Source organism: Thioalkalivibrio sp. HL-Eb18 (assembly GCF_000364985.1).
Lineage (GTDB): Bacteria > Pseudomonadota > Gammaproteobacteria > Ectothiorhodospirales > Ectothiorhodospiraceae > Thioalkalivibrio.
The window spans coordinates 43,134-67,382 of record NZ_KB822965.1 but is presented as its reverse complement, the minus strand read 5'-3'; the positions used below and the strand labels follow the sequence as shown (position 1 = coordinate 67,382).

The following is a 24,249-nucleotide window of genomic DNA, read 5'->3' as shown; positions in this document are numbered from 1 at the left end:
AAGCGAGTGCGATATTTAGACTCTGTTTAATATAGCAGAGGATTCGCAGGGGAAGGGACGCAATGATCGAACGGATGCTGAACGAATACATGCGCCACGGCACGCTGATCCTGCGCGAGCCGAACGGGAGTGAGCGCCGTTTCGGGCAGGGGGCACCCGAGATAACACTGCAGGTCCATGATCGGGCGGCTCTGAAGCGCATCGCGCGCGATCCCGGGTTCCAGCTGGGCGAGACCTACATGGACGGGCTCTGGTCGCCGGGACCCGAGGGCATCCGGGTGTTTCTGGATGTGGTGATGCGCAATTTTGCGCCCAGGTTCCAGCGTCGAGTGCATCCGCTGGTGTGCATGTTTCGTGCGATCCTCGAGCAGGGCAACCGTATCGCGCGCAGCTACCAGAACATCTCGCATCATTACGACGTGGACGAGTGGTTGTTCCGCCGTTTCCTTGACGAGGGCATGTTCTATAGCTGCGCCTATTTCGAGCGACCGGACATGAGCCTGGAGGAGGCCCAGCAGGCCAAGTGCGCGATGTTGCGCAAGAAGCTGGTGCTGGAGCCCGGTCAGCGGGTGCTGGATATCGGCTGCGGCTGGGGCGGGCTGGCCTTTCACCTGGCCGAGAACGCCGATGTCCAGGTGGACGGAATTACTCTGTCGCGGGAGCAACTGCGAGTGGCCCAGGCGGAGGCGAAGCGCCGCGGCCTGGACGATCGCGTGCGCTTTTTCTATCAGGACTACCGCGAACACGACGACCAGTACGACCGGGTCGTCAGTGTCGGCATGTTCGAGCATGTCGGCGTGCCCAATTACGGCACCTTCTTCCAGCGCGTGAACGATCTGCTTAAGGACGATGGTGTGGCGGTCCTGCACACGATTGGCCGCCAGGGCCCTCCGGGCACCACCAACCCCTGGTTGAGCAAGTACATCTTCCCTGGCGGTTACACCCCGGCACTGTCCGAGGTGATGGAGGCACTGGAACCGACTCCGCTGCATACCACCGATATCGAGTTCTGGCGGCTGCACTATGCGGAGACGCTCGCCGAGTGGTATCGGCGATTCCAGAACATTCGCGCCGAGGCGGTGGAACATTTCGATGAGCGCTTCTGCCGCATGTGGGAGTTCTATCTGGCCAGTTGCGAGGCGACCTTCCGCTGGTGGCGTCAGGTGGTCTTCCATATCCAGGTGGCCAAGCAGCAGGATGCCGTGCCGCTGACCCGCGACTATCTGTATGCCGACGAGGTGCCCGAGGTGGTTTCGACGCCGCCGGGGGAGGCGGCCGCCCAGGGCCGCAGTGCCGCGTAGGGATCGCGGACTACTTCCTGGTTCTCTGAGTATTTTTTCCTGACCGGACACCCGCAACCTCTCTGTTTTCCCTACACTTCACGGAAACGCTGAAGGGGCAGGGACGACGGGTGTTTGGCAGGTTTCGCAAGCGGCAACAGCGGCAGGAGGCCCCCCAGGCCGCCAGTCCGAGCCAGGACCATGTGCTGATCGAGGCCGCCGGACGCAGCCGGATCACCGAGGTCGCGGCGACTGCGCGCAAGGTGCCCTGGTCGCTGAACATGCTGCAGCTGTTGTGGGCGGCCGGCCCGGTGACCTTCCTCGCAATGCAGGGGGGCTACTTCCTGGGCTTTGGTCACGCCGCCCCGGCCCAGAATTTCATCTTCTTTGCGGTCTACACGCTGCTGTTCGGGGTGATTGGCCTGCTGGCGCGATTCATTGCCGATGCCACGCGGGGCAAGCGGCAGGAGCGCTCGCGCGATCAGCTGCGTAATACGATCGACCTGTTGCCGGATCTGCTGTTCGTGACGCGCGATCTGGCGATGGCCGAGATGGCACCGGACATGCGACGGCGCAAGGCCGCCGAGGTGCTGCTGCACGAGGTGGATATCTCTCCGGAAGGCGTCGCGGTCGCGGTGCGCGAAATGACGGGCGATACCAGCCTCGCGGCGGCGGCCGAGCAGATCGAGATCTACCGCCGACTGGGGCTGCGCTCGCGCGTGGCGGACTTGGTGGACGCCACGGCGGATGCGCGTCTGGCCGCGCTGGAAAAACTGCACCACGATGCCTCCGAGCTGGCGGACCCGCTGCGCGACCGGCTGCAGGGCGTCGCGCCGACGCGCGAGGATGGCGTCCGGCGGATCGATCAGTTTCTGGACCGCCTGTTCTCCGCGGCGGACTCGGACGACCTGTCGCGCTGCACACTGGATGATGCGCAGGCCATGTTTGTGCTGGCCTTCGAGATGGTCAACGGGCGGCAGATCCGGCGGTTGAGTTTCGAGTGGTCAGGTGGCTGGCGGCTGGGGCATGCGCTGGACCGGCTCGAGTACCAGGGCAACCGTTTCCGTGTTGCGCAGGCGGGCGTGGTCAGCCGCCTGCGTTCGCTGGCGATGTTGCTGGCACAAAGCCCGGCCAGTGGGCTGGATCCGCAGGTCCTGCGTGCGTCGACCCTCGACCTCGGGCGCGATGTGCTGGATGCACTCGCGAAGCTGGAGCAGGCCCGCCCGCCCGTGAACTCGCCGGAGGGCCGATTGCTTGGGCGGGCGCTGCGTCAGGTTGAGGACCTGCGCGCGGCACGGGACCAGCTGATGCAGGCGCAGAGTCGCTATACCGCTGCGGTCGAGCGCTGGGAGGCGCTGCGACGCCGGGAGGTCGAGAAGAAGGGGCAGCAAAGCTGGTTCAAGCGCAGTGCGCGCGGTATTCGGGTGAGCGAGGAGGTGATCGAACTGACGGATGACCAGAAACTGCGCCTGGCCGACCGGTTTTGTGAATACCTGTCCGAGCTCGGCATCCGGCGCGAGGGCGACCTGTTCTACTTTGGCGGACACCTGCTGGATGCGGACACCGCCAAGCGCATCGGCATCCAGCTCGCACTGATTCTCGAGCCTCTGGTCGACCTGACCAACCCGAGTATCCAGCGTGCGATCTATGCAAATCCGGCCGCCTATCTCGGGGGGCTGTACGTCGGCATGAATGCGGATGCCAAGGCGGGCCTGGGCTCGGCCATGGTGCGCATGGTGCGCCAGGATCTCGGACGTATGGCGGAGTGGCTGGCGCTGCGCCTGACACGCATCTACCACCTGCCCCTGTCCGACTCCATGCGTGATTTCCTGGTACAGCAATATGGTGCCAATCAGGAGCGCTTGGAGATGCTGGCCGCGCACCCGGTGGACGAGGGCGCACAGATGCCGCCGGTGGCGTTGCGTGCCGAGCGTTCGCCGGAGTTCGACGCCATGCTGCAGGACAAGTCCTGGGGCCGGTTGCTCAAGCGCGGTGTGCGCTATGTGCAGGCAGAGGCCCAGCGATCCTGACGTTGCGCGTTTCCCGGGTCTGGTAATTTCTTGACCAATGGTGTAGGCTTTCGTGCGTTTTCTGGTGCCCGTCGGCGTGTCTCGCCGGCGGGTTAAACGGGAAGTTCGGTGAGCCCGCCAAAGGTATCTGGATGCCTGCGGACGAATCCGACGCTGCCCCCGCAACGGTGATCGAGCGAGAGGCCATGATGGCCTCTGATGGTCGCGGCACATGCCACTGAACGGAATCGTTCGGGAAGGCGCCGCACCGGAACGCTCGTCAGCCCGGAGACCGGCCAGGGAATGATCGCGCGGCATGCGGCGGGCATGCGAGGCGGATGATCAGGCCTGGTCGCATAGCGGCTGTGCTGGGTCCCCCTCGTGTCTATCTTCCCTCGTCTGCGTGATCCCGATGAATCAACGGCGTGCGGGCGGCTCGCCGGGAGACACGGACGACATGAAACGCACAGCACTTTCCACGGCCATCCTGCTGGCCACGACCCCGCTTCTGGCCGACACGCCAGACTCCAATGCCGAAGCGCACACCCTCGATGTGGTTCAGGTCACGGCCGCGCGTATCGCGCAGACCGTCGACGAGACCCTGTCCTCGGTTACCGTCATCGACCGCGAAGAGATCGAGCGCCTGCAGCCGCAACAGTTCACCGATCTGCTGGAGGGCCGCGCCGGGATCGAAACCTCTCAGAACAGCGCCTTCGGCAAGTCCACTTCGGTGTATACGCGTGGCACGAGCTCTGACCATACGCTGCTGTTGATCGACGGCGTGCGCATGGGCTCTGCGACCACGGGTGGCGCAAGTTGGCAGTTCCTGCCTCCGGAGGAGATCGAGCGCGTGGAGATCGTGCGCGGTCCGCGCACCAGCATCTATGGTTCGGACGCGATCGGCGGCGTTGTTCAAGTCTTTACCCGTGAGGGCCGCAAGGGTCCGCCCAAGGTCAACGCCTTCGTCGGCGGTGGCAGTTTCAATACCCGCGAGGCCGGCGTCGGTGTCGCGGGTGGTACCGAGAGCACGAACTACAGTTTCTCGCTCAGCCACTTCGCGACCGACGGCATTAACGTGCAGGACGATGTCGGTGACGACGACCGGGATGGCTACGACAACACCTCGTTGGCAACCAAGGTCTCGCACCGTCTGGATAATGGCGTCGAGTTCTTCGGGAATGTCCTTTATTCGGAGGGCACGACCGAATTCGACAGTGGCTCGATCTTCGCTCCGGATGAATCCGACTTCGTCCATGCCGCGCTTCGCGCCGGCGTGAGAATTCCCGTCACTCAGCGCTGGGACACCGAGCTCTCTGCAGGGCACAGTCGCGACGAATCGGACAATTTTCTTGGGGGGGAATTCTTTTCCCAGTTCGATACCCGTCGCGATATGGTCGACTGGCGCAACGACATTGAGGTTGCGGACAATGTCCTCGTCATCACCGGTATCGATGCCTACGAGGATCGTGTGGCGAGCGATACCGTTTACGACGAGGAATCGCGCTACAACCTAGGAGCGTATTCCGTTGTTCAGGTCGACATGGGTCGCCACGACCTGGAAGGCAGCCTGCGCTACGACGACAACGAACAGTTTGGTGACAAGGTCACCGGACAGGTGGCCTGGGGCTTTCAGATGACCGACCCGCTGCGTCTGCGGGCGTCCTACGGCACTGCGTTCAAGGCGCCGACTTTCAATGATCTGTATTTCCCGGGCTTTGGGAACCCGGAGCTGGCGGCCGAGAACTCACGGACCTTCGAGCTCGGTGCTCGCTATACCAGCGGACCGTATTACTTGGACGCGGCGGTCTTTGAAACAGGCGTTGATGACCTAATCAGCAACGTTTGTATCGCGAATTGTGACGACGGTGACTCCCGCACTGATGTTCTCCAGCCGCAAAATGTGGATGAAGCGCGAATTCGTGGTTTGGAACTGGAAGGCGGTTATGCGCATGGACAGTGGGTTTCGCGTGCCTCGCTAACGTTGCTGGATGCAGAAGATCGAGAGACTGGAAACGAGCTTCCCCGCCGTTCGCCGATCACGGCTCGTTATGATTTGGATCGAAAGTTCCAAGATTTTTCTCTCGGTGGGTCGGTAATCGCAAAAAGCCGCTCTTACAATCGAGTCGATAATGTCGATCGGCTATCCGGCTATGGCTTGGTTAACCTGCGTGCGAGCTATCAGATTGCGCCCGAATGGCAGCTTCAGGCGACGGTCAACAACGTGTTCGACAAGGACTACGAGACCGCCGGAGGGTACAACCAGCCGGGGCGGGCCGCCTTCGTCAAGCTGCGCTACCAGCAGAGGTGATGCATGGGTAATCGACTGTCGAAGATTGTGACCCGCACGGGTGACGAGGGCCGGACGGGCCTGGGGGATGGCTCGCGGGTGGACAAGGACAGCCACCGTGTCGAGGCGTTTGGTGATGTGGACGAGCTGAACAGTGTCGTGGGCCGGGTCCTGATCCACGATCTCCCGGAAGAGGTCCGGCGCGTGCTGGCCCTGGTTCAGCACGAGCTGTTTGACCTGGGGGCGGAGCTGGCAGTGCCGGGGCATCAGGCACTGCCGGATGCCTCTGTGGAGCGGCTCGATGTGGAGCTGGAAAGCTTCAATGCCGAACTGCCGCCGCTCGAGGAGTTCATCCTGCCGGGCGGTGGCCCGGCCACGGCCGACTGCCACATCGCCCGTACGGTCTGTCGGCGCGCGGAACGTCGTCTGGTGGCGGTGAATCACCACGAGGCGCTGCGGCCCAGTTCGCTGGCCTACATCAACCGCCTGTCGGATCTTCTGTTTGTGCTCTGCCGTGTGCTTGCACGCCACGAGAATGGCGCGGAAGTCCTCTGGCAGCCGGCCAACAAGCGCGGCTGACTTCATCTGCCTTTGCCGGTTTTCGGGTGCCGTTTCCACGGCACCTTCCTGGGCATAACGGACTGGCGGCGCCACCACGGTACCGGTGGCGTCGCCCCATCGGATTTTCTTCGGGGTTTATCGCATGTCCTTCTGGAAACGCAGCGTGGTTTTGCTGGTGATTGTGCTGTGGAGCGCGCCCGCCTGGGCGGATCCCAAAATCGTCGGCATCGTCTCCGAGCGCTCGGCCCCCGAGGTGGCCGCCGGTGCGCATCGATTCCTGGAGGCCGTGCCGGATGCCGAGGTGGTGCTGCGCACTCCGGAGCAGCTGGCGGACAAGTCGGACTCGTCCGTCCAGGCGCTGTGGCGCGATGCCGACGCGGTACTCGTGGCAGCGGTGTTCGGGGATCAGGCCGGTCGTCTCGAACGTCTGCTGCGCGAAGAGCCGCCGGCCGAGTCAGCGCCGATTCTCGCGATCAATAGCGAACGGCGTCTGACTGCGCTGTCCCGCATCGACGGCCAGGCCGTGCTCGACGGACTGGACGAGGAGGCCCGGACCGAACTGGCCGAGAATCCCGAAGCGGGCGAGGATCCGCGCGAGCATCTGGCCCGGCAGCAGGAGCGCTTCTCAAACCAGGCCGACTGGCTGACCGGACGAGCGTTCTATCAGGGCCGCACACCGGAGAACATGGAGGGCCTCATCCGCTGGCTGGCTGCCCGGGGCGGGCACTCGATCGAGGTGCCGGAACCGGATCCGCGCGAGACCATCCGCTATTACCGGGATGGCCAGTCGGTCGCCGATCCGGAGGATCTTGGCCTGGATGCCAGGCCGGCCGTGGCCGTGCTGGACCTGGATACCGGTGACCGTCCTGGTGACCGCGAGCTGCTGGATGCGACCTGCGAGGCACTGGAGGCCCGGGATATCCAGTGCTTCGCGGTACTCGCGCGCTGGGGTGGGGCCAGTCGCGAGGCGGTCGAGAAGCTCGCCGCATCGGCGGCGCCCGCCGAGCTGAGCGGGATCGTCAGCCTGCAGGACTTCGTTGTGGGCGGCGGTGGCAACCGCGAGGCGGTGGCCGAGGCCTTCGCCGAACTGGATGTCCCGGTGGTCAAGGGGATTCGCCTGGCGGACGTGAGCGAGACCGAGTGGCGGCTCTCGCACGAGGGCATCCCCTGGGACAAGGTCCACTATCATGTGGCCATGCCGGAATTGCAGGGCGCCAGCCAGCCGATGGTGCTGGCGACGGCTGGCGAGCCCACGCGGGACGAACGCACTGGCGTGCAACTGGCCCTGCCCGAGCCGGTGGGCGAGCGGGTGGAGGCCCTGGCCGACCGGATGCAGCGGTGGGACCGGCTGCGCCAGCTGGACAACGCAGACAAGCGGGTCGCGGTCGTGTACTACAACCATCCGCCCGGTCGCCAGAATATCGGCGCCGACAAGCTGGATGTCCCGGAATCGCTGCTGGAGATCCTGCAACGGCTGGAGGCCGCCGGGTATGACCTCGGGGACGAGGTGCCGGAGGATGCCGAGACCCTGCTGGACATGATCCAGGACCGGGCGGTGAATCTGCCGGAACAGGCCGATGCACTGGACGCGATCGCCGGCCGGGTCGCCTCGCTGGATCGCGATCAGTACCAGGCGTATTTCGACGGCTTGCCCGCCGCGGTGCAGGCGGAGCTGGTCGACGGCCCGATCGGCTATCTGCAGGCACGCCTGGAGGCCGCCAGGGCCGCCGACAAGGTCGAGATCGCGCAAGCTGGGCTGGAAAGCGGTGTCGGTGATCTGCGCCACATGCTCGAGAGTTATCCGCACGCGGCGCAGGAGCGGGCACTGGACCTGCTGGCCCAGTACGAGGAGGCCTGGGAGGCCACGCTGGCGGGGGAGGACGCGCACGCGACCACCGAGCAGTTGCGCAAGGCGCTGGTGCGCACGGGCATCCCCGGCCTGACCGGCTGGGGCGAGCCGCCGGGCGAGGCGATGACCCGCGACGGCGAGATGTTGTTCCCGGGGATCGAGTTCGGCAATGTGTTCATCGGCCCGCAGCCGCCGCGCGGCTGGGAGGTCAGCGAGCGCCTGCTGCACGCGAATACCACGTTCCCGCCGACCCACCAGTATGTCGGCTTCTACCACTGGATCCGCGATCACTTCGAGGCGGACGCGCTGGTCTACGTCGGCCGCCACTCGACCCGCGAATTCCTGCCGCGCCGGCGCGCGGGGCTGGCACCGGATGATTACCCCGAGCTCCTTGGCGGGGCTTTGCCGATCATCTATCCCTACATTGTCGATGGCGTGGGTGAGGGCATCCAGGCCAAGCGCCGCGCCATGGGCGTGATGATCAGCCACCTGACCCCGCCGCTGGCGGCCACCGAGCTCTACGACAGCCTGCTGGAACTGCGCCAGCTGGTGGAGACCTACGAGGCCGCCGCGCAGCCGGATGCCGCGACGCGCTCGCGGGCAGTCCAGACCCTGCGCGAACGCATCGATGAGCTCGGCCTGACCGAAACCATCGAGCGTGAACTGGCGCGGGGTCACCATCACGATCACGGGCATCACCATGATGGTCACGGTGATCATCACGAGGGGCATCAGGACGAGGACCACGCGGGACATGGCGAAGACCACGGAGCCGAACACGGCGACGAACATCGCGACGCGGTCCATCACCGGGAACACGGGGATGCAGAGCACGAGCATGCCCATGAGCATGACCACGCGGACGAGCATGCGGATGAGGGTCATGACGAACCCACACCGACCGCGCTGGCGGAGATGGACGAGGAGTTGCTGGTCCACGAGATCGGGCATTACCTGACCGACATGCAGGAAGACCAGATGCCGCTGGGGCTGCATGTGTTCGGACGCGACTGGAGCGACGAGGCTGTGGACACGATGCTCGAGTCGATGGCGGGTGACGACGCGGTCGACGACGACTGGGATGCGAAGCTGCGTGGATCCCCGGCCAGCGAGCGTGCGCATCTGCTGGCGGCGCTCGAAGGCCGTTTCGTGCCGCCAGGGCAGGGCAATGACCCGATCCGTACGCCGGAGGTATTGCCGACCGGGCGCAACTTCCATGCGCTGGCGGCGGATCTGGTGCCCACACGCATCGCCTGGGGCATTGGCCAGGAACTGGCCGCGGATGCCCGCGAGCACGGCGATCCCGAGGCGGATGGCAGCGAGGCGATCATCCTCTGGGCATCGGATACCGTGCGCGACGAGGGCGTGATGATCGCCTTCGGCATGGACATGCTGGGCATTCGCCCGGCCTGGAACAGTCGCGGGATCGTCCAGGGCCTGGAGCGCATGGACCTCGACGAAGCCGGGCGCGATCGCCGTCGCGATGCCCTGTTCACCACCTCGGGTCTGTTCCGCGACCTCTACGAGGACCAGCTGGTGTGGCTGGACCGTGCCGCCCGCCTCGCGCTGGATGGCTCGTCCGAGACCATTCTTGAGGAATACCCCGAGCTGGAAGAGGCACTGGAAGCCGCCATGGCCTCGCTGGGGCAGGACCTGCGCGATCCGGGCGCCGAGCCACTGGCGCGCAACGACGTGGCCGCACAGTGGGTGGAGGACACCCAGGCCCTGCGCGCCGCAGGCCTCAATGGCATCGAGGCGGGTCAGCAGGCCGCACTGCGTGTGTTCGGGACCGCACCCGGGGCCTATGGGGCCGGGGTCAATCGTCTCGCGGACCGTTCCGGGGCCTGGGAGGATCGTGCCGAACTGGGCGCCGCCTATATGCGCCGGATGGGACATGCCTATGGAGTGGCTGAGTCGGGTGGCTCTGCGCACGAGGCCTTCGAGGCCCGGCTGGGCCAGGTCGGGCGCACCTACCTTGGGCGCGCCTCGCACCTCTACGGCCTGCTGGACAACGATGACGGGTTCGACTTCCAGGGCGGGCTTTCGACCGCGGTCGAGAGTATTCGCGGCGAGGTGCCGGACAACCGCGTGCTGCAGCACGCCGATCCGGACGACCCGCGGGTGGAAACCCTCGGCCGCGCGCTGATGCGCGAGCTGCAGGGGCAGAACCTGAACCCGCAATGGATCGAGCCGCTGATGGATCACGGCTATGCCGGGGCCCGCACCATGGCCCGGGATTTCGTCGACAACCTGTGGGGCTGGCAGGTGACCAACCCGGAGATCATTCGCTCCTGGGTCTGGGACGAGGTACACGACGTGTATCTGCAGGATCGCCATGGGTTGGGGATGCAGGAGTTTCTGGCCGACGGCCACAACGTGCACGTGAAGACCCACCTGCAGGCTGTGCATCTGGTGGCGGCCAGCCACGGGTTCTGGGACGCCGATCCCGAGGTGCTGGATGCCTTGTCCGAGCGCTTCGCGGAACTGGTCGCCGAGCACGGGCTGCCCGGCAGCGGCCACACGCGCCCGGATCACCCCATGCTGGACGAGGTGGCGGAGCGTCTGGATGACGCCGAGCTGCGCGAGGCCTTCGACGCCGTGCGGGCGGCCGCGCAGATCGACCGGACGGATCCCGAAGCCGACCCCAGCCGTGTCACCGAGATCCAGCCGCTGGAAGACCCGACGGCACCAGAGATGCAGGAGATCCCCGAGCCGGCCGAGTCCGACGGCGGGCAGGAGGCTGGCGACGAGGCGGCGGGCATGCCCTGGCTCCCCTGGCTGGTCGCCGCTGCACTGTTCCTGCTGCTGCTCGGCGGCATTGCCGTGGGCCGACGGCGATAACGCTCGCTGGATATTTTGCCCGTAGGAGCCTGCTTGCAGGCGAAGCCCCTGCCAAAGTCGGACACGGGCAGAAGCGTTCGCCTGCAAGCAGGCTCCTACGGGGCTGGGGTCATGAATGAACAAAGGGTAACGAGGTAAACCGAATGTCGTTCTCGATCACGATGGAACTGATGGACACCGTGGTGCGCTGGCTGCTGGAGCCGGTGATTGTCGGCCTGCTGGTGCTGGTCGCGGTGGCCGTCTGGGAGCTCGGGCTGGCACTGGGCGAACGCTCCGGTGGGGTACGCCGTCTGGAACTGAGTGGTGATGCCGAGCGCCTCGCCTACCGTGCCCGGCGCCGTATCGACCGCGCCGATCTGCTGGCACGGATCGGTCCGATGCTCGGGCTGATGGGTACGCTGATCCCATTGGGGCCGGGGCTGGCGGCGATGGGGCGTGGGGAACTGGAAATCCTCGCCCAGGCCGTTACGGTGGCGTTCAACACCACGGTGCTGGGGCTGCTGGTCGGCATCCTTGGCTTCCTGCTCGGGCGGCTGCGCCGGCGCTGGTATGACGCGGCGATGGAGCGTATGGAGGCGGCGGCATGAGGGTCCCGCACTACCGCGCCAGCCGTTTCGACGCGCCCGACGAAGAGCCAATGGGGCCACTGGCCAATCTGGCCGACATCATGCTGGTGTTCGCCGTCGGCCTGATGGTGGTGATGGCCGCCTCGGGCAGCGGGCTGGAACCGGCCAGTGGCGGCACCGAGATCGAACCCGGGCGCGAGATCCCGGACCCGCCCGAAGGCGCCGGCGAGGCTGGCTCGGGCTTCGAATCCATGGGGCAGGTCTACCGCGACCCCGATACCGGGCGGATGATCCTGATTGGGGAATAACCACTCCCGGCGCCGTCCGAATCCCCGTATGACGCAACGAATCAAGGAGTAACAGAAAGATGAGCGACGACACCGAAGCGGCACGCGCCGAACGCCACGCCCAGCGCATGGCGCGCAAGAAGGAGATTGTGGATCGCAAGATCGCCGAGGCCCAGGAAGAAAAGGGCGTGTTCCTGATTCTGACCGGCAATGGCAAGGGCAAGAGCTCCTCCGGCTTCGGCATGGTCGCGCGCGCCCTGGGGCACGGCATGCAGGTCGGCATCGTGCAGTTCATCAAGGGTCAGTTCGCCACCGGCGAGGAAGCCTTTTTCCGGGGGCAGGACAACGTGCAGTACCACGTGATGGGCGAGGGCTACACCTGGGAGACCCAGGACCGCGAGAAGGACGTGGCGGCGGCCCGCGAGGCCTGGGCGCATGCCCGCGACATGCTGCGCGACCCGAACGTCGACCTGGTGCTGCTCGACGAGTTGCACATCGCGCTGAAATATCAGTACCTGGATGTGGACGAGGTGCTGGAAGATCTCGCCAATCGCCCGCCGATGCAGCACGTGATCACCACCGGTCGCGCCGCGCCCAAGGGCCTGATCGAGGCGGCCGACACCGTGAGCGAGATCGGTGTGGTCAAGCACGCCTTCCAGGCCGGCATCAAGGCGCAGAAGGGGATCGAGCTGTGAGTGTGAGCTGCCCCGCCGCGTTCGTGGCGGCCCCGGCCTCGGGCCAGGGCAAGACCACCATCACCGCCGCCATCGCCCGTTACCAGCGCAACCAGGGCCGGCGAGTGCGCGTGTTCAAGACCGGCCCCGACTTCCTCGACCCGATGATCCTGGAACAGGCCTCCGGGCATCCGGTGGATGCCCTGCATCTGTGGATGGTTGGCGAGGAGGCCTGCCGGGCGATGCTGTACGAGGCGGCACAGACGTCCGACCTGATCCTGGTGGAGGGCTCGATGGGGCTGTTCGACGGGGATCCCTCCGGCGCGGATCTGGCCCAGGCCTTCGGGTTGCCGATCCTGGCGATCGTGGATGCCAGCGGTATGGGTCAGACTTTCGGGGCGCTGGTGCACGGCTTGTCGACCTACCGCCCGGACTTGTCATTCGCCGGCGTGATCGCCAATCGGGTGGGCAGTCCGGGGCACGCGCGGATGCTGGAGGATTGCACCCCGGACGCGATCCGGTTTTTCGGGGCCGTGCAGCGCAACGAGACGCTGAGTGTCCCGGATCGTCACCTGGGCCTGGTTCAGGCCGGCGAGATCGCCGACCTGGATGCGCGGCTGGAGGCCGCGGCGGCCGCGATCGAAGAGGCCGGCGTGACGGGCCTCCCGGAGCCCGTGACCTTTCATCCGGAAGCGATCGCGCCGATCGAGGCGGCCCTGTCCGGCGTGCGCATCGCGATTGCACGGGATGCGGCGTTCGCGTTCATGTATCCGGCCAATCTGCGTCTGCTGGAGAAGATGGGCGCCGAACTGCGGTTCTTTTCCCCGCTTGCCGGGGATGGGCTGCCGGAGGCCGATGCCGTCTGGCTCCCGGGCGGCTACCCCGAGTTGTATCTGGATCAGCTGTCCGCCAATGCTGCCCTGAAGTCGGACCTGGAGGTCCATCATGCGGCGGGCGGCCCCATCCTGGCGGAGTGCGGGGGCTTTCTCTACCTGCTGGACGAACTGGCCGACCGCGAGGGCCATGCTGCGGCTATGGCCGGGCTGGTGCCGGGCAAGGCCCAGCTGGCGGACCGCCTGCAGGGTCTGGGTCTTCAGGCGGCCCCGCTGCCGGAGGGCGAGCTGCGCGGGCACACCTTCCATCACACCCACTCCGAGGTCGGGCTCGAGCCCTATGGCCATTGCTGGCGCGCGCGCGGGACGGGGTCGCAGGGCGAGGCGATCTATCGCGACGGCCGCCTGACCGCGACCTATCTGCACGCCTGGTTCCCGTCCAACCCCGAGGCCACGGCGCAGCTGTTTCGGCCATGAGTGATTCGCAGCGGGATAATGTGACGCGGCTCGGACCGGGGGCACGCGCCGGGGCCAGCATCCGGCTGGGCGGCGAGCGGCGGGCCGGCTGCGTGGATCTGGTCGGCGCGGGTCCGGGCGATCCGGGGCTGCTGACACTGGACGCGGTAGCCGCGATGCAGCACGCCGATGTCCTGCTGCACGACCGCCTGATCCCGGAGGCGATCCTCGATCTGGCCAACCCGGAGGCGAAACGCCTGTATGTGGGCAAGGCCCGCTCACGGCACAGCTGCGATCAGGGGGATCTGAACGATCGCATGGTTGCACTGGCCCGGGAGGGGCACTACGTGGTGCGCCTGAAGGGCGGCGATCCGTTTGTCTACGGGCGGGGCGGCGAGGAGGCCGCCGCGATTGCCGCCGCCGGGGTGCCAGTGCGCATCGTGCCGGGGATTACCGCAGCCGGTGGCTGTGCAGCCTATGCAGGGATCCCGCTGACCCATCGCGATCACGCCTATCGCTGCCAGTTCGTGACCGCCCACCGGCGTGCCGGCGAGACCGATCTGGACTGGGCCTCGCTGGTCCATCCGCAGCAGACCCTGGTTGTCTACATGGGGCTGCATACCCTGGCCGAGGTCTGCGGCGAGATGATGGCGGCGGGTGCGGATGGCGCGATGCCGGCCGCGCTGGTTGAACAGGGGACGCGACCGGGCCAGCGTGTCATCGAAGGCGTTCTGGCCGACCTCCCCGCGCGGGTGGCGGATCTGGATATCCAGTCGCCGGCGCTGCTGATCGCGGGCGAGGTCGTGCGCCTGCGCGAGACGATCGCCACGCAGGGTGCCGAGTCCGTCCCGGGAACGCATGAAACCGGCTGAGCAGAACAGCTCGGCGGGCGGAATGCGCCCGGAGACGCCCGAGACGAGCGGGCGTCTGCGCACGGGGCTGACCACCGGTGTGTGCGCGACCGCCGCCGCCGTTGCCGCCGCACGCTGGCTGCTGGAGGAGCGCCGGCTCGAGACGGTGGAGGTGATCCTGCCGAAGGGGCAGGTCGTGAGCCTGACAATGAACGACCTCGAAACAACTCCGGGCGGTGCGGTTGCCGGGGTCATCAAGGATGCCGGCGACGACCCGGATGCCACCCACGGGGCCCGGGTCTGGGTGGAGATAAACCTGTGCGGTGCGCCCGGTGTCGAGTTCGTGGCGGGTGCCGGGGTCGGGACGGTTACACGCCCGGGCCTGGTGCTGGAGCCGGGCGAGGCCGCCATTAATCCGGTCCCACGACGCATGATCCAGGGGCATCTGGAGACACTCGCTGCAGCCGCCGGGTACAGCGGGGGCTTCAGGGTTACGGTCGGCGTGGACGGTGGCGAGCGCATTGCCGGGCGGACCATGAACGCTCGACTGGGGATCCTCGGGGGGCTCTCGATCCTGGGCACCACCGGCATCGTCCGGCCGTTTTCCTGCGCCGCCTATATCGCATCCATTCATCAGGCCATAGACGTGGCCCGCGCCAACGGCTGTCCGCGTGTGGCCTGCTGCACCGGGGGTACCAGCGAGGCGGCGATGCGCGAACAGTACGGCCTGGACGACATGGCGCTGATCGAGATGGGGGATCTGTTCGGGGCGGCACTGAAGTACCTGGGGCGTCATCCTCTGCCTGCGGTGGTGCTGGCCGCGGGGTTCGGCAAGCTCAGCAAATTCGCGGCCGGACACCTGGATGCCCACAGCCGCAAGTCGCGCATCGATCTCGACGCGCTGGCGGAGGAGGCGGCGGATCTGGGAGGCAGCCAGGAACTAGTCGCGCGCATCCGCGCGGCGAATACCAGCGCCCAGGCGCTTGCGGATTGCCTGGAGCAGGGTGTGGCGCTGGCCGACCGTATCAGTGCGCGCGCCTGGCAGCGGGCGCGCGGGATGCTGCCGGAGACCACGGCGCTGGAGGTCTGCGCGGTGGATCGGGCCGGACGCATCGTCGGGTTTGCCGATGGTGCCGGGGGGCTCGCGCCATGACGGCCGCCGCGATTGCCCTGCAGTCGGTGGCCAAGCGCTACGCCGGTGGCCGGGTTGGGCTGGCGAACGTGGATCTGGAGGTGCCGGCGGGCAGCTTTTTCGGCCTGCTGGGGCCGAACGGGGCTGGCAAGACCACTCTGGTGGGGTTGTTGACCACGCTGGTGCGGGCGGATCGGGGCTCGATCCGCGTCTGCGGGTACGACGTGGCCACGCAGGCGGTTGCGGCGAAGGCGTGCATGGGCGTGGTACCGCAGGAGGTCAACTTCAACAGCTTCGAACCGGTGGGCGAGATCGTCGAGGCCCAGGCGGCTTACTACGGGCTGTCCCCAAGGCGGGCGCGCGAGCGAACCGGCGAGGTGCTGGAACAGGCGGGGTTGCTGGACCGGCGCGAACAGTCAGCCTGGGGCCTGTCGGGTGGCATGAAGCGGCGGCTGATGATTGCCCGGGCCCTGGTGCACCGCCCCCGCGTCCTGCTCCTGGACGAGCCGACGGCGGGGGTGGACCTGGAGGGGCGCCATGCCACCTGGGAGCTGTTGCGTGGCTTGAACGCGGACGGCGTGACGATCCTGCTGACCACCCACTACCTGGAGGAGGCAGAGACCCTGTGCGACACCCTGGCGATCCTCGATCAAGGCGAGATCGTCGCGCGCGGTGATACGGGCGAACTGCTGCACGGGCTGAACGTGCAGACCCTGGTGCTGGAACTGAGCATGCCGCTGGACGCGGCCCCGGCGCTGGACGGGTTGGCGATTCATTTGAGTGATCGCTGGACCCTGGAGGTCGACCTGCCGCAGGGCATGGAGGTGAATGACCTGTTCGACCGCCTGGGCGCAAGCGGGGTGCGTGTCGCGGGAGTCCGCAACAAGCGCAACCGGCTCGAGTCGCTGTTCCTGCAGCGCATCGCGGAACGCGCTGCCGCCCCGCCGGGGAGGGAGACATGAGGCTCGCGGCGTACGGATTTGCCTATCGCGGGATGGTGGTCAAACAGGTGCGGCGTTTCCTGCGCGCCTGGGTGCAGAACCTCCTGCCATCGGTGGTGACGACGGTCCTGTTCCTGGTGATCTTCGGTCACCTGATCGGGCGCGAGCTCGGCACCATGCGGGGTGTCGATTACGCTGATTTTATCCTGCCCGGCCTGATCATCCTGGCGGTGGCCACCAATGCCTACAGCAATGTGACACTGGCGTTCTACGGGGCGCGGCTGCAGCGACATATCGAGGAGCTGCTGGTCGCGCCGCTGCCCGCCTGGCTGATTGTGGCCGGCTTCGCCACCGGTGGTGTGATCCGGGGCCTGCTGGCCGGGGCGCTGGTCGCGCTGGTCGCGATTCCGTTTACCAATCTCCAGTTGCACCACCTGGCGGCCACGCTGGGGATCGCGCTGATCAGCGCCTTGCTGTTCGCCCTGGCCGGGCTCCTGAACGGCCTGTATGCGCGCAGCTTCGACCATACCTCCGTGGTGGCCACGTTCGTGCTGACCCCGCTGATCTACCTGGGCGGCCTGTTCTACCCGGTAGAACGGATGCCCGAGCCCTGGCAGTCCCTGGCCGTACTCAACCCGCTTTATTACATGATCGAGGGCTTTCGCTACGGCCTGCTGGGGACCGGCTCCTTTGCCTGGGCCGCGACCTTCTGGGTCCTCGCAGGGGCAACCCTCGTCGTTGGCGTGCTGGCCTGGGCCCTGGTGGCCCGCGGCGTGCGGATCCGGACATGAGTGGGGGCGGGGTGCAGCGATGAGTGCCGATCATTCGCGGGTGCGCCGGGCCTGTCCGGGGGTGGCCGCGCCGATGGCCACCGGGGACGGTCTGTTGATGCGGGTGCGTCACCCGATCGGGGGGCTGGATGCGGGGCAGGCGGAGACCATTGCGGAGGTGGCGCGGCGCTTTGGGTCCGGTGTCCTCGAGCTGACCAGCCGCGGCAATCTGCAGCTGCGTGGTTTGGACGCGGCGGGGCTGGAGCCGGCGCGCGCCGAGCTGGAGGGGGCGGGGTTGGCAGATCGCGACCCTGCGGCGGAAGCGGTGCGCAATGTCCTGGCGGCCCCGGTGACGGATATCGACCCGGAGGCGACCATGGATGTGCAGCCGGTCGCGCGGGATCTGGTGCGAGCACTGGGGGAGCACCCGCGCCTGCGGGCATTGCCCCCGAAAGTGGGGGTGGTGGTGGAGGCGGGCGGCGGTTTGCCGCTGGATGGGGTGCCGGCGGACTTGCGACTGGAGGCCTGTACGGCGCTGGGCGGGGTGTGGTTTCGCGTGGCCGTGGGGGCGTCCAGTCGCACGGCCACGGTGCTGGGCTGGACACGCGCGGGGAGTGTGGTGGACGTCGCCCTCGCGGTGCTCGAACGCTTCGTTGCGTTGCGCGAGGGCGATGTGGATCCGCCGGGACGGCTCGCGGGTGCCGTAGCCCGATGGGGCCCGGAGGCGTTGACGCCGCCCGGGCTGGAGCGGGTGCTCCCGGGCGGGGACTGGGTCGCGGCGCGGATCCCCGAATACGCGGATGCCGGGATGGGGACGTGCCTGAACGGGCGCGCCTTCGGGATCGCGTTTCCGTTCGGTGCCCTGCGCGCCGAGGCGCTGCAGGGGCTGGCCGAGCATATTCGGGCGCACGACGGACGCCTGCGCCTGACACCGTGGCGCAGCCTGCTTCTGACCGGGGTACCTCCTGTGGAGCCGGACCGTGTCGCCGAGTGGGGTGGCGTGACCGATCCGGACGACCCGCGCCTGGCGGTGAGTGCCTGTATCGGGCAGATGGGTTGCTCCGCGGGCAGTACCGCCACGCGGGCGGATGCCGAGAGGGCCGGGGTCGCTGCCTGCGGGTTGCTTGCGGGGGACGGGCAAGTGCATGTGAGTGGCTGCGACAAGCACTGTGGGCGTCCCGCGAATGCGCAGGTCCTGCTCACGGGGTGGGAGGGCTGCTATGAGCTGTCGCTGCAACGCGCCCCCGCGCGATGGGAGACCGTCCTGACGAGGCTGGAGCCGGGGCAGGTCGAGCCGGCCCTGGCGGCCCTCGATGCCATCGCCCGCGAACAGGGTGGCCGGCATGAGTCGGGGCTCGAGGCCCTGCAACGGTTGGAGGGAACAGCGCTGACGAGACGTATGAACGCGATGATGAACAACGGAGATCCAGCATGACGCAGAGCGATACGGCCGGGGCCGTACCCGACTATATCCGCGACGGGGCGGCCATCTATCGGGAGTCGTTTGCGATTATCCGATCCGAGGCGGAACTGGACCGCTTTCCGCAGGAGCTGGTGCCCGCGGTGGTGCGCATGATCCACGCCTGCGGCATGACCGACCTGCCACGGGACGTCGGGTTTTCGGCCGGCGTGGCCCGGGCGGCCACTGATGCGCTGGCCGCCGGCGCGCCGATCCTGTGCGACAGCAACATGGTGGCGCACGGGATCACTCGGACCCGGCTACCGGCGGACAACCCGGTGATCTGCAGCCTGCGGGAGGAGGGTGTGGCGGCGGCCGCCGAACGTCTGGGTACCACGCGATCGGCGGCCGCCCTGGAATGGTGGCGACCGCATATGGAGGGTGCGGTGGTGGCGATCGGGAATGCACCCACGGCCCTTTTTCACCTGCTGGAGATGCTGCACCAGGGCGCGCCACGTCCGGCCGCGGTACTTGGTATCCCGGTGGGCTTTGTCGGTGCGGTGGAGAGCAAGGAGGCGCTGGCCGCCAGCCCGCTGGACCTCGAGTACCTGACCATCTTCGGACGCCGCGGTGGCAGCGCCATGGCCGCGGCGGCCATCAATGCCTTTGCGAGTGACCGGATATGACGACTTCTCCCCCTGTGAATGGATCCCCGGAGGCGGGCTGCCTGTATGGAGTCGGCACCGGGCCTGGCGATCCCGAGCTGCTGACGTTGAAGGCCGCGCGTCTGATCGCACAGAGTCCGGTAGTGGCCTACTTCTGCCGCCGTGGCGGGCGCGGTCAGGCGCGTGCGATCGTGGATGCCCACCTGGGTACCGGCCAGTGCGAGATGCCGCTGGAGTACCCGGTGACCAACGAGATTCCGCACGGCTCCGAGGAATACCGCCGCCGCATCGAACAGTTCTTCGACGCCTGTGCCGAGCAGCTGGCGGCCGAACTGGAAGCCGGGCGCTCGGTCGTGGTGCTGAACGAGGGCGACCCGTTCTTCTACGGCTCCTTCATGCACGTCTACCTGCGGCTGAAGGACCGGTTTTCCACCCACGTGGTCCCTGGCGTGACCTCGATGATGGCCTCGGCTGCGCAATTGTCGACGCCGCTGACCATGCGCGATGACCTGCTGACGGTAATCCCTGGCACGATGCCGATCGACGATCTGCGCCAGGCCCTGCAGGGGACGGATGCAGCGGTCATCATGAAAGTGGGGACCCATCGCGATGCGGTGGTCGGTGTCCTGCAGGAGCTGGGGCTGAGTGAGCGCGCCTGGTACGTGGAACGCGCGAGCACCGCCGAGGAGCGGGTCCAGCCGCTGTCCGAGATCCCGGAACGGGTGCCCTATTTCTCGATGATCGTGATCCCCGGGCGCGGGGTTCGGCGATGAGCGGGGATGGCGGTCCGGTGGTCGGTCGGTTGAGTGTGGTCGGGGTGGGTCCGGCGGGGCCGGAATGGATCACACCGGAGGTCGCTGCCCGTCTCGAAGCGGCCACCGATCTGGTGGGGTACGGGCCGTACCTGGAACGGATTGCGGGCCCTCATCACCGTGTTCACGCCTCGGATAACCGCGAGGAACTGGCGCGTGCGATGCACGCCCTGGACATGGCCGCCGAGGGGCGGGACGTGGTCGTGGTCTCGGGGGGCGACCCGGGTGTATTCGCCATGGCGGCGGCGATCTTCGAGGCGCTGGAAGGGGCGCAGGCACAACGCTGGGCGGGAGTCGAGGTGGACGTGACTCCCGGGATCTCGGCGATGCAGGCCGCCGCCGCGCGGCTGGGTGCGCCGCTGGGCAACGATTTCTGCGTGATTTCGCTGTCGGACAACCTCAAACCGTGGTCGCTGATCCAGCGCCGGGTGCGGCTGGCGGCCGAGGCCGACTTCGCCATGGCGTTCTATAACCCGATCTCGCGCGCGCGACCATGGCAGCTGGGGGAGGCCCTGGGCATCGTGCGCGAGGCCCAGGGTCCGGACACTCTGGTCGTGCTGGCCACCGCGGTGGGACGCGGCAAACGCGAAGACGTGCAGATCTCCACCCTCGGCGAGGTGGACCCGACGGCGGCCAACATGAGCACGCTGGTGATCGTGGGCGCCGCCTCCACCCGGGTGCTGGAGCGCCCCTCCGGCCGGCGCCACGTGTACACCCCGCGTTATGTCGAGTCCGCGGAATGAGGCGGGAGCCGCGTTAGCCGTGCGCGTCCGGGAGATCCTCCAGCCAGCCGAGTACCGCCTGCGGGGCGTGGAATCGCGGTACCCCGGGGGCGTCCGGCGGGCGCTCCACCATCACAACCGGCATACCCCGTTCGCGGGCCGCCTGCAGCTTGGCGGCTGTGGCATCGCCGCCGCTGTCCTTGGTCACCAGCACGTCAATCGTGTTTTCCCGCAAAAGGCGCGCCTCGTCTTCGGCCGTGAACGGACCCCGGGCGTGGATCCAGGTGACCCGCGGCAGCGCCGGCGGCGGTTCGGGCGGGTCGATGGTGCGGATCACGTAGTCCAGTTCGGGCGCGGCCTCGAAGGCCTCCAGGTGCTGGCGGCCGGTGGTCAGCAGCACGCGTCGGCCGAGTTCCGGAAGGGCGCGGGCGGCGGCCGCGAGGTCGGGCACGCGGATCCAGCGGTCCTCCGGTCCGGCCTCCCACGACGGTCGGGTCAGGCGGGCCAGCGGGATGCCGGTGTTGCGTGCGGCCGTGACGGCGTTGGCCGAGATCTGCCGTGCGAAGGGGTGGGTCGCGTCCACCAGGGCGTCGACCGCGTGTTCGTGCAGCCAGGCGGCAAGGCCCTCGGCGCCGCCGAACCCGCCGGTGCGCCGAGGCAGTCGCGAGGGCGCGGGCCTGCGCGTGCGTCCGGCCAGCGACACGGTGGCGTGCAGCCGCGGGTGGCCGTCCAGCAGCGGTTCCAGCGCCGCGGCCTCGGTGGTGCCGCCCAGCAGCAGGATCTGCCGTGTGCGCGCCGCCCCGGGGCCGGTATCGGAGGATGAACGGGAGCTCATGAGGATGACCAGTCTAGCCACGAACGAGGAGCGAGCGCCATGGCTGAACATCGTCGGTGTGGGCGCGGAGGGGCTCGCCGGGCTGGCCCCCGATGCCCGCATGGCGCTGGACACGGCGGCGACGGTGATCGGCGGCGCGCGGCATCTGGAGATGCTGCCGGCGCGGCCGGGGCAGGAGCGCCTGGTGTGGCCGTCGCCGCTGGAGACTGCGCTGGACTGGATCGAGGCGCGCGCCGGGCAGCCGCTGTGCGTACTCGCCAGCGGCGACCCCTTCTGGTTCGGGGTGGGCGCGACCCTGATGCGGCGTTTTCCGGTCGCGCAGACCTGCGTCTGGCCGGCGCCCTCGGCGTTCAGTCTGGCTGCTGCGCGCATGGGCTGGCCGCTGCAGCAGACCCGCTGCCTGTCGGTGCACGGCCGGCCGATGGAGGCGCTGCGGCCCTGGCTGCATGACGGCGCGCGACTGCTGGTCCTGAGCCGCGACGGGGATACCCCGGCGGAACTGGCGCACTGGCTGACCGGGCTCGGCTTCGGCGATTCCACCCTGACCGTACTGCAGTCCCTGGGTGCGGACCGCGAGGCGGCCGTCCGCGCGCGGGCCGGGGCCTGGCCTGAGGTCGCGATCGAGGCGCTGAACACCGTGGCGCTGGAATGCCGGGCCGATCCGGCGGCGCAGGTGCTGGCGGCCAGTGCCGGCCGGCCGGAGGCGCAGTTCGAGCAGGACGGTCAGATCACCAAGCGCGAGGTGCGGGCGGTGGCGCTGGCCCTGCTGGCGCCCGGTCGCGGCGAGCGGCTGTGGGACGTGGGCGCCGGCTCCGGTGCCATCGGCATCGAGTGGATGCTGGCGGATCCGGCCAACACCGCCGTGGCCATCGAGCCGCGCGCGGAGCGCCTGGAACGCATCGCGCGCAACGCGAGCACGCTGGGAGTGCCGGCGCTGCGTCCCATCCACGGGCGGGCGCCGGAGGCGCTGGAATACCTGCCGCCACCCGACGCGATCTTCATCGGTGGTGGGCTGACGACGCCCGGGCTGGTGGAACACTGCGTGGAGCGTTTGCGCCCGGGGGGGCGGCTGGTCGCCAGCAGCGTGACGGTGGAGGGTGATGCGGTGCTGGCGGCGGCGCACGAGCGCCACGGCGGCGAGCTCACGCGGATCAACGTCAGTCGCTCGGAGCCGCTGGGCGGCATGGCCGGCTGGAAGCCGCTGCGGCCGGTGACCCTGTGGTCCCTGCGCCGGGGCTGAGGGAAACGCCGAGCGGGGCGCGTGTCCGGGTGACCCCCGGCGTCGGCTTCGCCTCGGCCTGCACGGCCGGCGAGTTGGAGGCACTGGTCCGCGAGGTGCTGGCCGAGGCGCACGCCGTGTTGCGGGCGGGGGGCGGCGAGGCGATCGAGACCCGGCAGCTGGCGGCCCCGGGGCACAAGGGCGACAGCCCGGCGCTGTGGACGGCCGCGCGCGACCTGGAGCTGGAGCCGGTGTTCGCGTCGGCGGCCGCGCTGGCCGCGCGCGACGCTGCCCTGTCCACGGACTCCTCGCGCTCGCGTGCCGCCGCCGGGGTCGGTTCGGTGGCGGAGGCGGCGGCGCTGGCGGTGGCCGGCGACGGGGCGCGCCTGCTGCTGCCGCGGCGGCTCTCGGCACGGGCGAGCTGCGCGGTGGCCGTGCGGACGGTGAACGGGACAGACGGGAATTTCGAGGAGTTTTGATGACGGTTCATTTTGTCGGAGCGGGGCCCGGTGCGGCCGATCTGCTGACTTTGCGCGGGCGCGATCGTATCGCGGCCTGCCCGGTATGCCTGTATGCCGGTTCGCTGGTGCCGGAGGTGGTGCTGGAACATGCCCCGGAGGGGGCGCGCGTGGTCAACACCGCGCCACTGACGCTGGACGCGATCATGGAGGAGATCGAACGCGCCCACGCGGCGGGCCAGGACGTGGCGCGCCTGCACTCCGGCGATCTTTCGGTCTACAGCGCGCTGGGCGAGCAGATCCGCCGGCTGGAGGCGGCCGGGATCGACTACAGCATCACGCCTGGAGTGCCGGCGTTCTCTGCCGCCGCGGCGACCCTGGGGCGGGAACTGACGGTGCCGGAGGTGGCGCAGTCGTTGGTGCTGACGCGCACGCCGGGGCGGGCGTCCTCCATGCCGGAGCGCGAACGGCTGGCGAGCTTTGCCGCCACCGGGGCGACCCTGGCGATCCACCTGTCGCTGCACAATATCGAGACCGTGGTCGAAGACCTGCGGCCGCACTATGGCTGCGATTGCCCGGTGGCGATCGTGTTTCGCGCCAGCTGGCCGGACGAGACCGTGGTGCGCGGTTCGCTGGGGACTATCGCGGAACGGGCGCAGGCCCTGACCACGCGGCGCTCGGCGCTGATCCTGGTGGGGCCGGCGCTGGACCCGGGGGATTTTCGCGACAGTGCGCTGTACGACCCGTCGCACGTGCGCCGTTACCGCGGCATGGACGGGGACTAAGCGGTGGCGCCCCTGAT

At 68.2% G+C, this 24,249-nt stretch carries 21 protein-coding genes and 1 riboswitch; of the genes, 20 read left to right on the top strand and 1 reads right to left on the bottom strand.

The window, feature by feature from the left end; genetic code table 11:
• Positions 1-62 precede the first annotated feature (62 nt).
• From F813_RS0106065 to cobJ, 17 genes are all read left to right on the top strand, one after another.
• Positions 63-1,301, top strand: coding sequence for a cyclopropane-fatty-acyl-phospholipid synthase family protein (locus F813_RS0106065; protein ID WP_012982201.1), 1,239 nt, complete (start codon positions 63-65; stop codon positions 1,299-1,301).
• 110 nt (positions 1,302-1,411) lie between these two features.
• Complete coding sequence (locus F813_RS0106060) at positions 1,412-3,310, top strand: hypothetical protein (RefSeq protein WP_012982202.1); 1,899 nt, start codon at positions 1,412-1,414, stop codon at positions 3,308-3,310.
• Between the two features lie 45 nt (positions 3,311-3,355).
• Positions 3,356-3,605: riboswitch (cobalamin riboswitch) on the top strand.
• Positions 3,606-3,746: 141 nt separating this feature from the next.
• Positions 3,747-5,597, top strand: a complete 1,851-nt coding sequence (locus tag F813_RS0106055; protein WP_017925920.1) for a TonB-dependent receptor domain-containing protein — start codon at positions 3,747-3,749, stop codon at positions 5,595-5,597.
• A 3-nt stretch (positions 5,598-5,600) separates the two neighbouring features.
• Positions 5,601-6,155, top strand: a complete 555-nt coding sequence (locus F813_RS0106050; protein ID WP_017925919.1) for a cob(I)yrinic acid a,c-diamide adenosyltransferase — start codon at positions 5,601-5,603, stop codon at positions 6,153-6,155.
• Positions 6,156-6,279: 124 nt separating this feature from the next.
• Positions 6,280-10,827, top strand: coding sequence for a cobaltochelatase subunit CobN (locus F813_RS0106045; protein ID WP_017925918.1), 4,548 nt, complete (start codon positions 6,280-6,282; stop codon positions 10,825-10,827).
• A gap of 143 nt (positions 10,828-10,970) precedes the next feature.
• Positions 10,971-11,414 (top strand): MotA/TolQ/ExbB proton channel family protein, encoded by a 444-nt coding sequence (locus tag F813_RS0106040; protein ID WP_012982206.1) that lies wholly within the window; start codon positions 10,971-10,973, stop codon positions 11,412-11,414.
• Positions 11,411-11,701, top strand: a complete 291-nt coding sequence (locus tag F813_RS0106035; protein WP_012982207.1) for a DUF2149 domain-containing protein — start codon at positions 11,411-11,413, stop codon at positions 11,699-11,701. Before F813_RS0106040 ends, F813_RS0106035 begins: the two co-directional genes overlap by 4 nt.
• 59 nt (positions 11,702-11,760) lie before the next feature.
• Entirely contained in the window at positions 11,761-12,375 is a 615-nt protein-coding gene (gene cobO, locus F813_RS0106030) for a cob(I)yrinic acid a,c-diamide adenosyltransferase (RefSeq protein ID WP_017925917.1), read from the top strand.
• A complete protein-coding gene (locus tag F813_RS0106025) occupies positions 12,372-13,664 on the top strand; it encodes a cobyrinate a,c-diamide synthase (RefSeq protein WP_017925916.1) in 1,293 nt (430 codons plus the stop codon). Before cobO ends, F813_RS0106025 begins: the two co-directional genes overlap by 4 nt.
• Positions 13,661-14,515, top strand: coding sequence for a uroporphyrinogen-III C-methyltransferase (cobA, locus tag F813_RS0106020; protein WP_017925915.1), 855 nt, complete (start codon positions 13,661-13,663; stop codon positions 14,513-14,515). The genes F813_RS0106025 and cobA overlap by 4 nt, the downstream gene beginning before the upstream one ends.
• A gap of 22 nt (positions 14,516-14,537) precedes the next feature.
• Complete coding sequence (locus tag F813_RS0106015) at positions 14,538-15,647, top strand: cobalt-precorrin-5B (C(1))-methyltransferase (RefSeq protein WP_017925914.1); 1,110 nt, start codon at positions 14,538-14,540, stop codon at positions 15,645-15,647.
• Complete coding sequence (locus tag F813_RS0106010; protein ID WP_017925913.1) at positions 15,644-16,588, top strand: ABC transporter ATP-binding protein; 945 nt, start codon at positions 15,644-15,646, stop codon at positions 16,586-16,588. The genes F813_RS0106015 and F813_RS0106010 overlap by 4 nt, the downstream gene beginning before the upstream one ends.
• Positions 16,585-17,358, top strand: coding sequence for an ABC transporter permease (locus tag F813_RS0106005; protein ID WP_018993136.1), 774 nt, complete (start codon positions 16,585-16,587; stop codon positions 17,356-17,358). The genes F813_RS0106010 and F813_RS0106005 overlap by 4 nt, the downstream gene beginning before the upstream one ends.
• A 19-nt stretch (positions 17,359-17,377) precedes the next feature.
• Positions 17,378-18,772, top strand: coding sequence for a precorrin-3B synthase (gene cobG / locus F813_RS0106000; protein ID WP_017925911.1), 1,395 nt, complete (start codon positions 17,378-17,380; stop codon positions 18,770-18,772).
• Positions 18,769-19,422 carry a precorrin-8X methylmutase gene (locus F813_RS0105995; RefSeq protein WP_017925910.1) on the top strand — a complete coding sequence of 218 codons (654 nt, stop codon included), beginning with the start codon at positions 18,769-18,771 and terminating at the stop codon, positions 19,420-19,422. The genes cobG and F813_RS0105995 overlap by 4 nt, the downstream gene beginning before the upstream one ends.
• Positions 19,419-20,174: a precorrin-2 C(20)-methyltransferase gene (locus F813_RS0105990; protein ID WP_038060005.1), complete on the top strand. Its 756-nt coding sequence runs from the start codon at positions 19,419-19,421 to the stop codon at positions 20,172-20,174. The genes F813_RS0105995 and F813_RS0105990 overlap by 4 nt, the downstream gene beginning before the upstream one ends.
• Positions 20,171-20,956 (top strand): precorrin-3B C(17)-methyltransferase, encoded by a 786-nt coding sequence (gene cobJ, locus F813_RS0105985; RefSeq protein WP_017925908.1) that lies wholly within the window; start codon positions 20,171-20,173, stop codon positions 20,954-20,956. Before F813_RS0105990 ends, cobJ begins: the two co-directional genes overlap by 4 nt.
• Positions 20,957-20,969: 13 nt before the next feature.
• Here the strand turns inward: cobJ and F813_RS0105980 are convergent, their stop codons facing one another.
• Positions 20,970-21,770 (bottom strand): cobalt-precorrin-6A reductase, encoded by an 801-nt coding sequence (locus F813_RS0105980; protein WP_012982218.1) that lies wholly within the window; start codon positions 21,768-21,770, stop codon positions 20,970-20,972.
• Between the two features lie 4 nt (positions 21,771-21,774).
• Between F813_RS0105980 and F813_RS0105975 the strand changes: the two genes are divergently transcribed.
• From F813_RS0105975 to cobM, 3 genes are read left to right on the top strand one after another with little or no spacing between them, the layout of a single operon-like run.
• The gene (locus tag F813_RS0105975; RefSeq protein WP_012982219.1) at positions 21,775-23,010 is read left to right on the top strand and encodes a bifunctional cobalt-precorrin-7 (C(5))-methyltransferase/cobalt-precorrin-6B (C(15))-methyltransferase; all 1,236 of its coding nucleotides are present in this window, start codon (positions 21,775-21,777) and stop codon (positions 23,008-23,010) included.
• Between the two features lie 29 nt (positions 23,011-23,039).
• The gene (locus F813_RS0105970; protein WP_012982220.1) at positions 23,040-23,468 is read left to right on the top strand and encodes a cobalamin biosynthesis protein; all 429 of its coding nucleotides are present in this window, start codon (positions 23,040-23,042) and stop codon (positions 23,466-23,468) included.
• Complete coding sequence (gene cobM, locus F813_RS0105965; RefSeq protein ID WP_012982221.1) at positions 23,468-24,232, top strand: precorrin-4 C(11)-methyltransferase; 765 nt, start codon at positions 23,468-23,470, stop codon at positions 24,230-24,232. Before F813_RS0105970 ends, cobM begins: the two co-directional genes overlap by 1 nt.
• Positions 24,233-24,249 lie beyond the last annotated feature (17 nt).

Excerpts from the sequence above, each read along its gene's own strand:
- F813_RS0106065 (WP_012982201.1), top strand. The coding sequence starts at position 63 with ATGATCGAACGGATGCTGAACGAATACATGCGCCACGGCACGCTGATC.
- F813_RS0106055 (WP_017925920.1), top strand. The coding sequence starts at position 3,747 with ATGAAACGCACAGCACTTTCCACGGCCATCCTGCTGGCCACGACCCCG.
- F813_RS0106050 (WP_017925919.1), top strand. The coding sequence starts at position 5,601 with ATGGGTAATCGACTGTCGAAGATTGTGACCCGCACGGGTGACGAGGGC.
- F813_RS0106045 (WP_017925918.1), top strand. The coding sequence starts at position 6,280 with ATGTCCTTCTGGAAACGCAGCGTGGTTTTGCTGGTGATTGTGCTGTGG.
- F813_RS0106040 (WP_012982206.1), top strand. The coding sequence starts at position 10,971 with ATGTCGTTCTCGATCACGATGGAACTGATGGACACCGTGGTGCGCTGG.
- F813_RS0106035 (WP_012982207.1), top strand. The coding sequence starts at position 11,411 with ATGAGGGTCCCGCACTACCGCGCCAGCCGTTTCGACGCGCCCGACGAA.
- cobO (WP_017925917.1), top strand. The coding sequence starts at position 11,761 with ATGAGCGACGACACCGAAGCGGCACGCGCCGAACGCCACGCCCAGCGC.
- cobA (WP_017925915.1), top strand. The coding sequence starts at position 13,661 with ATGAGTGATTCGCAGCGGGATAATGTGACGCGGCTCGGACCGGGGGCA.
- F813_RS0106015 (WP_017925914.1), top strand. The coding sequence starts at position 14,538 with ATGCGCCCGGAGACGCCCGAGACGAGCGGGCGTCTGCGCACGGGGCTG.
- F813_RS0106010 (WP_017925913.1), top strand. The coding sequence starts at position 15,644 with ATGACGGCCGCCGCGATTGCCCTGCAGTCGGTGGCCAAGCGCTACGCC.
- F813_RS0106005 (WP_018993136.1), top strand. The coding sequence starts at position 16,585 with ATGAGGCTCGCGGCGTACGGATTTGCCTATCGCGGGATGGTGGTCAAA.
- cobG (WP_017925911.1), top strand. The coding sequence starts at position 17,378 with ATGAGTGCCGATCATTCGCGGGTGCGCCGGGCCTGTCCGGGGGTGGCC.
- F813_RS0105995 (WP_017925910.1), top strand. The coding sequence starts at position 18,769 with ATGACGCAGAGCGATACGGCCGGGGCCGTACCCGACTATATCCGCGAC.
- F813_RS0105990 (WP_038060005.1), top strand. The coding sequence starts at position 19,419 with ATGACGACTTCTCCCCCTGTGAATGGATCCCCGGAGGCGGGCTGCCTG.
- cobJ (WP_017925908.1), top strand. The coding sequence starts at position 20,171 with ATGAGCGGGGATGGCGGTCCGGTGGTCGGTCGGTTGAGTGTGGTCGGG.
- F813_RS0105980 (WP_012982218.1), bottom strand. The coding sequence starts at position 21,770 with ATGAGCTCCCGTTCATCCTCCGATACCGGCCCCGGGGCGGCGCGCACA.
- F813_RS0105975 (WP_012982219.1), top strand. The coding sequence starts at position 21,775 with ATGACCAGTCTAGCCACGAACGAGGAGCGAGCGCCATGGCTGAACATC.
- cobM (WP_012982221.1), top strand. The coding sequence starts at position 23,468 with ATGACGGTTCATTTTGTCGGAGCGGGGCCCGGTGCGGCCGATCTGCTG.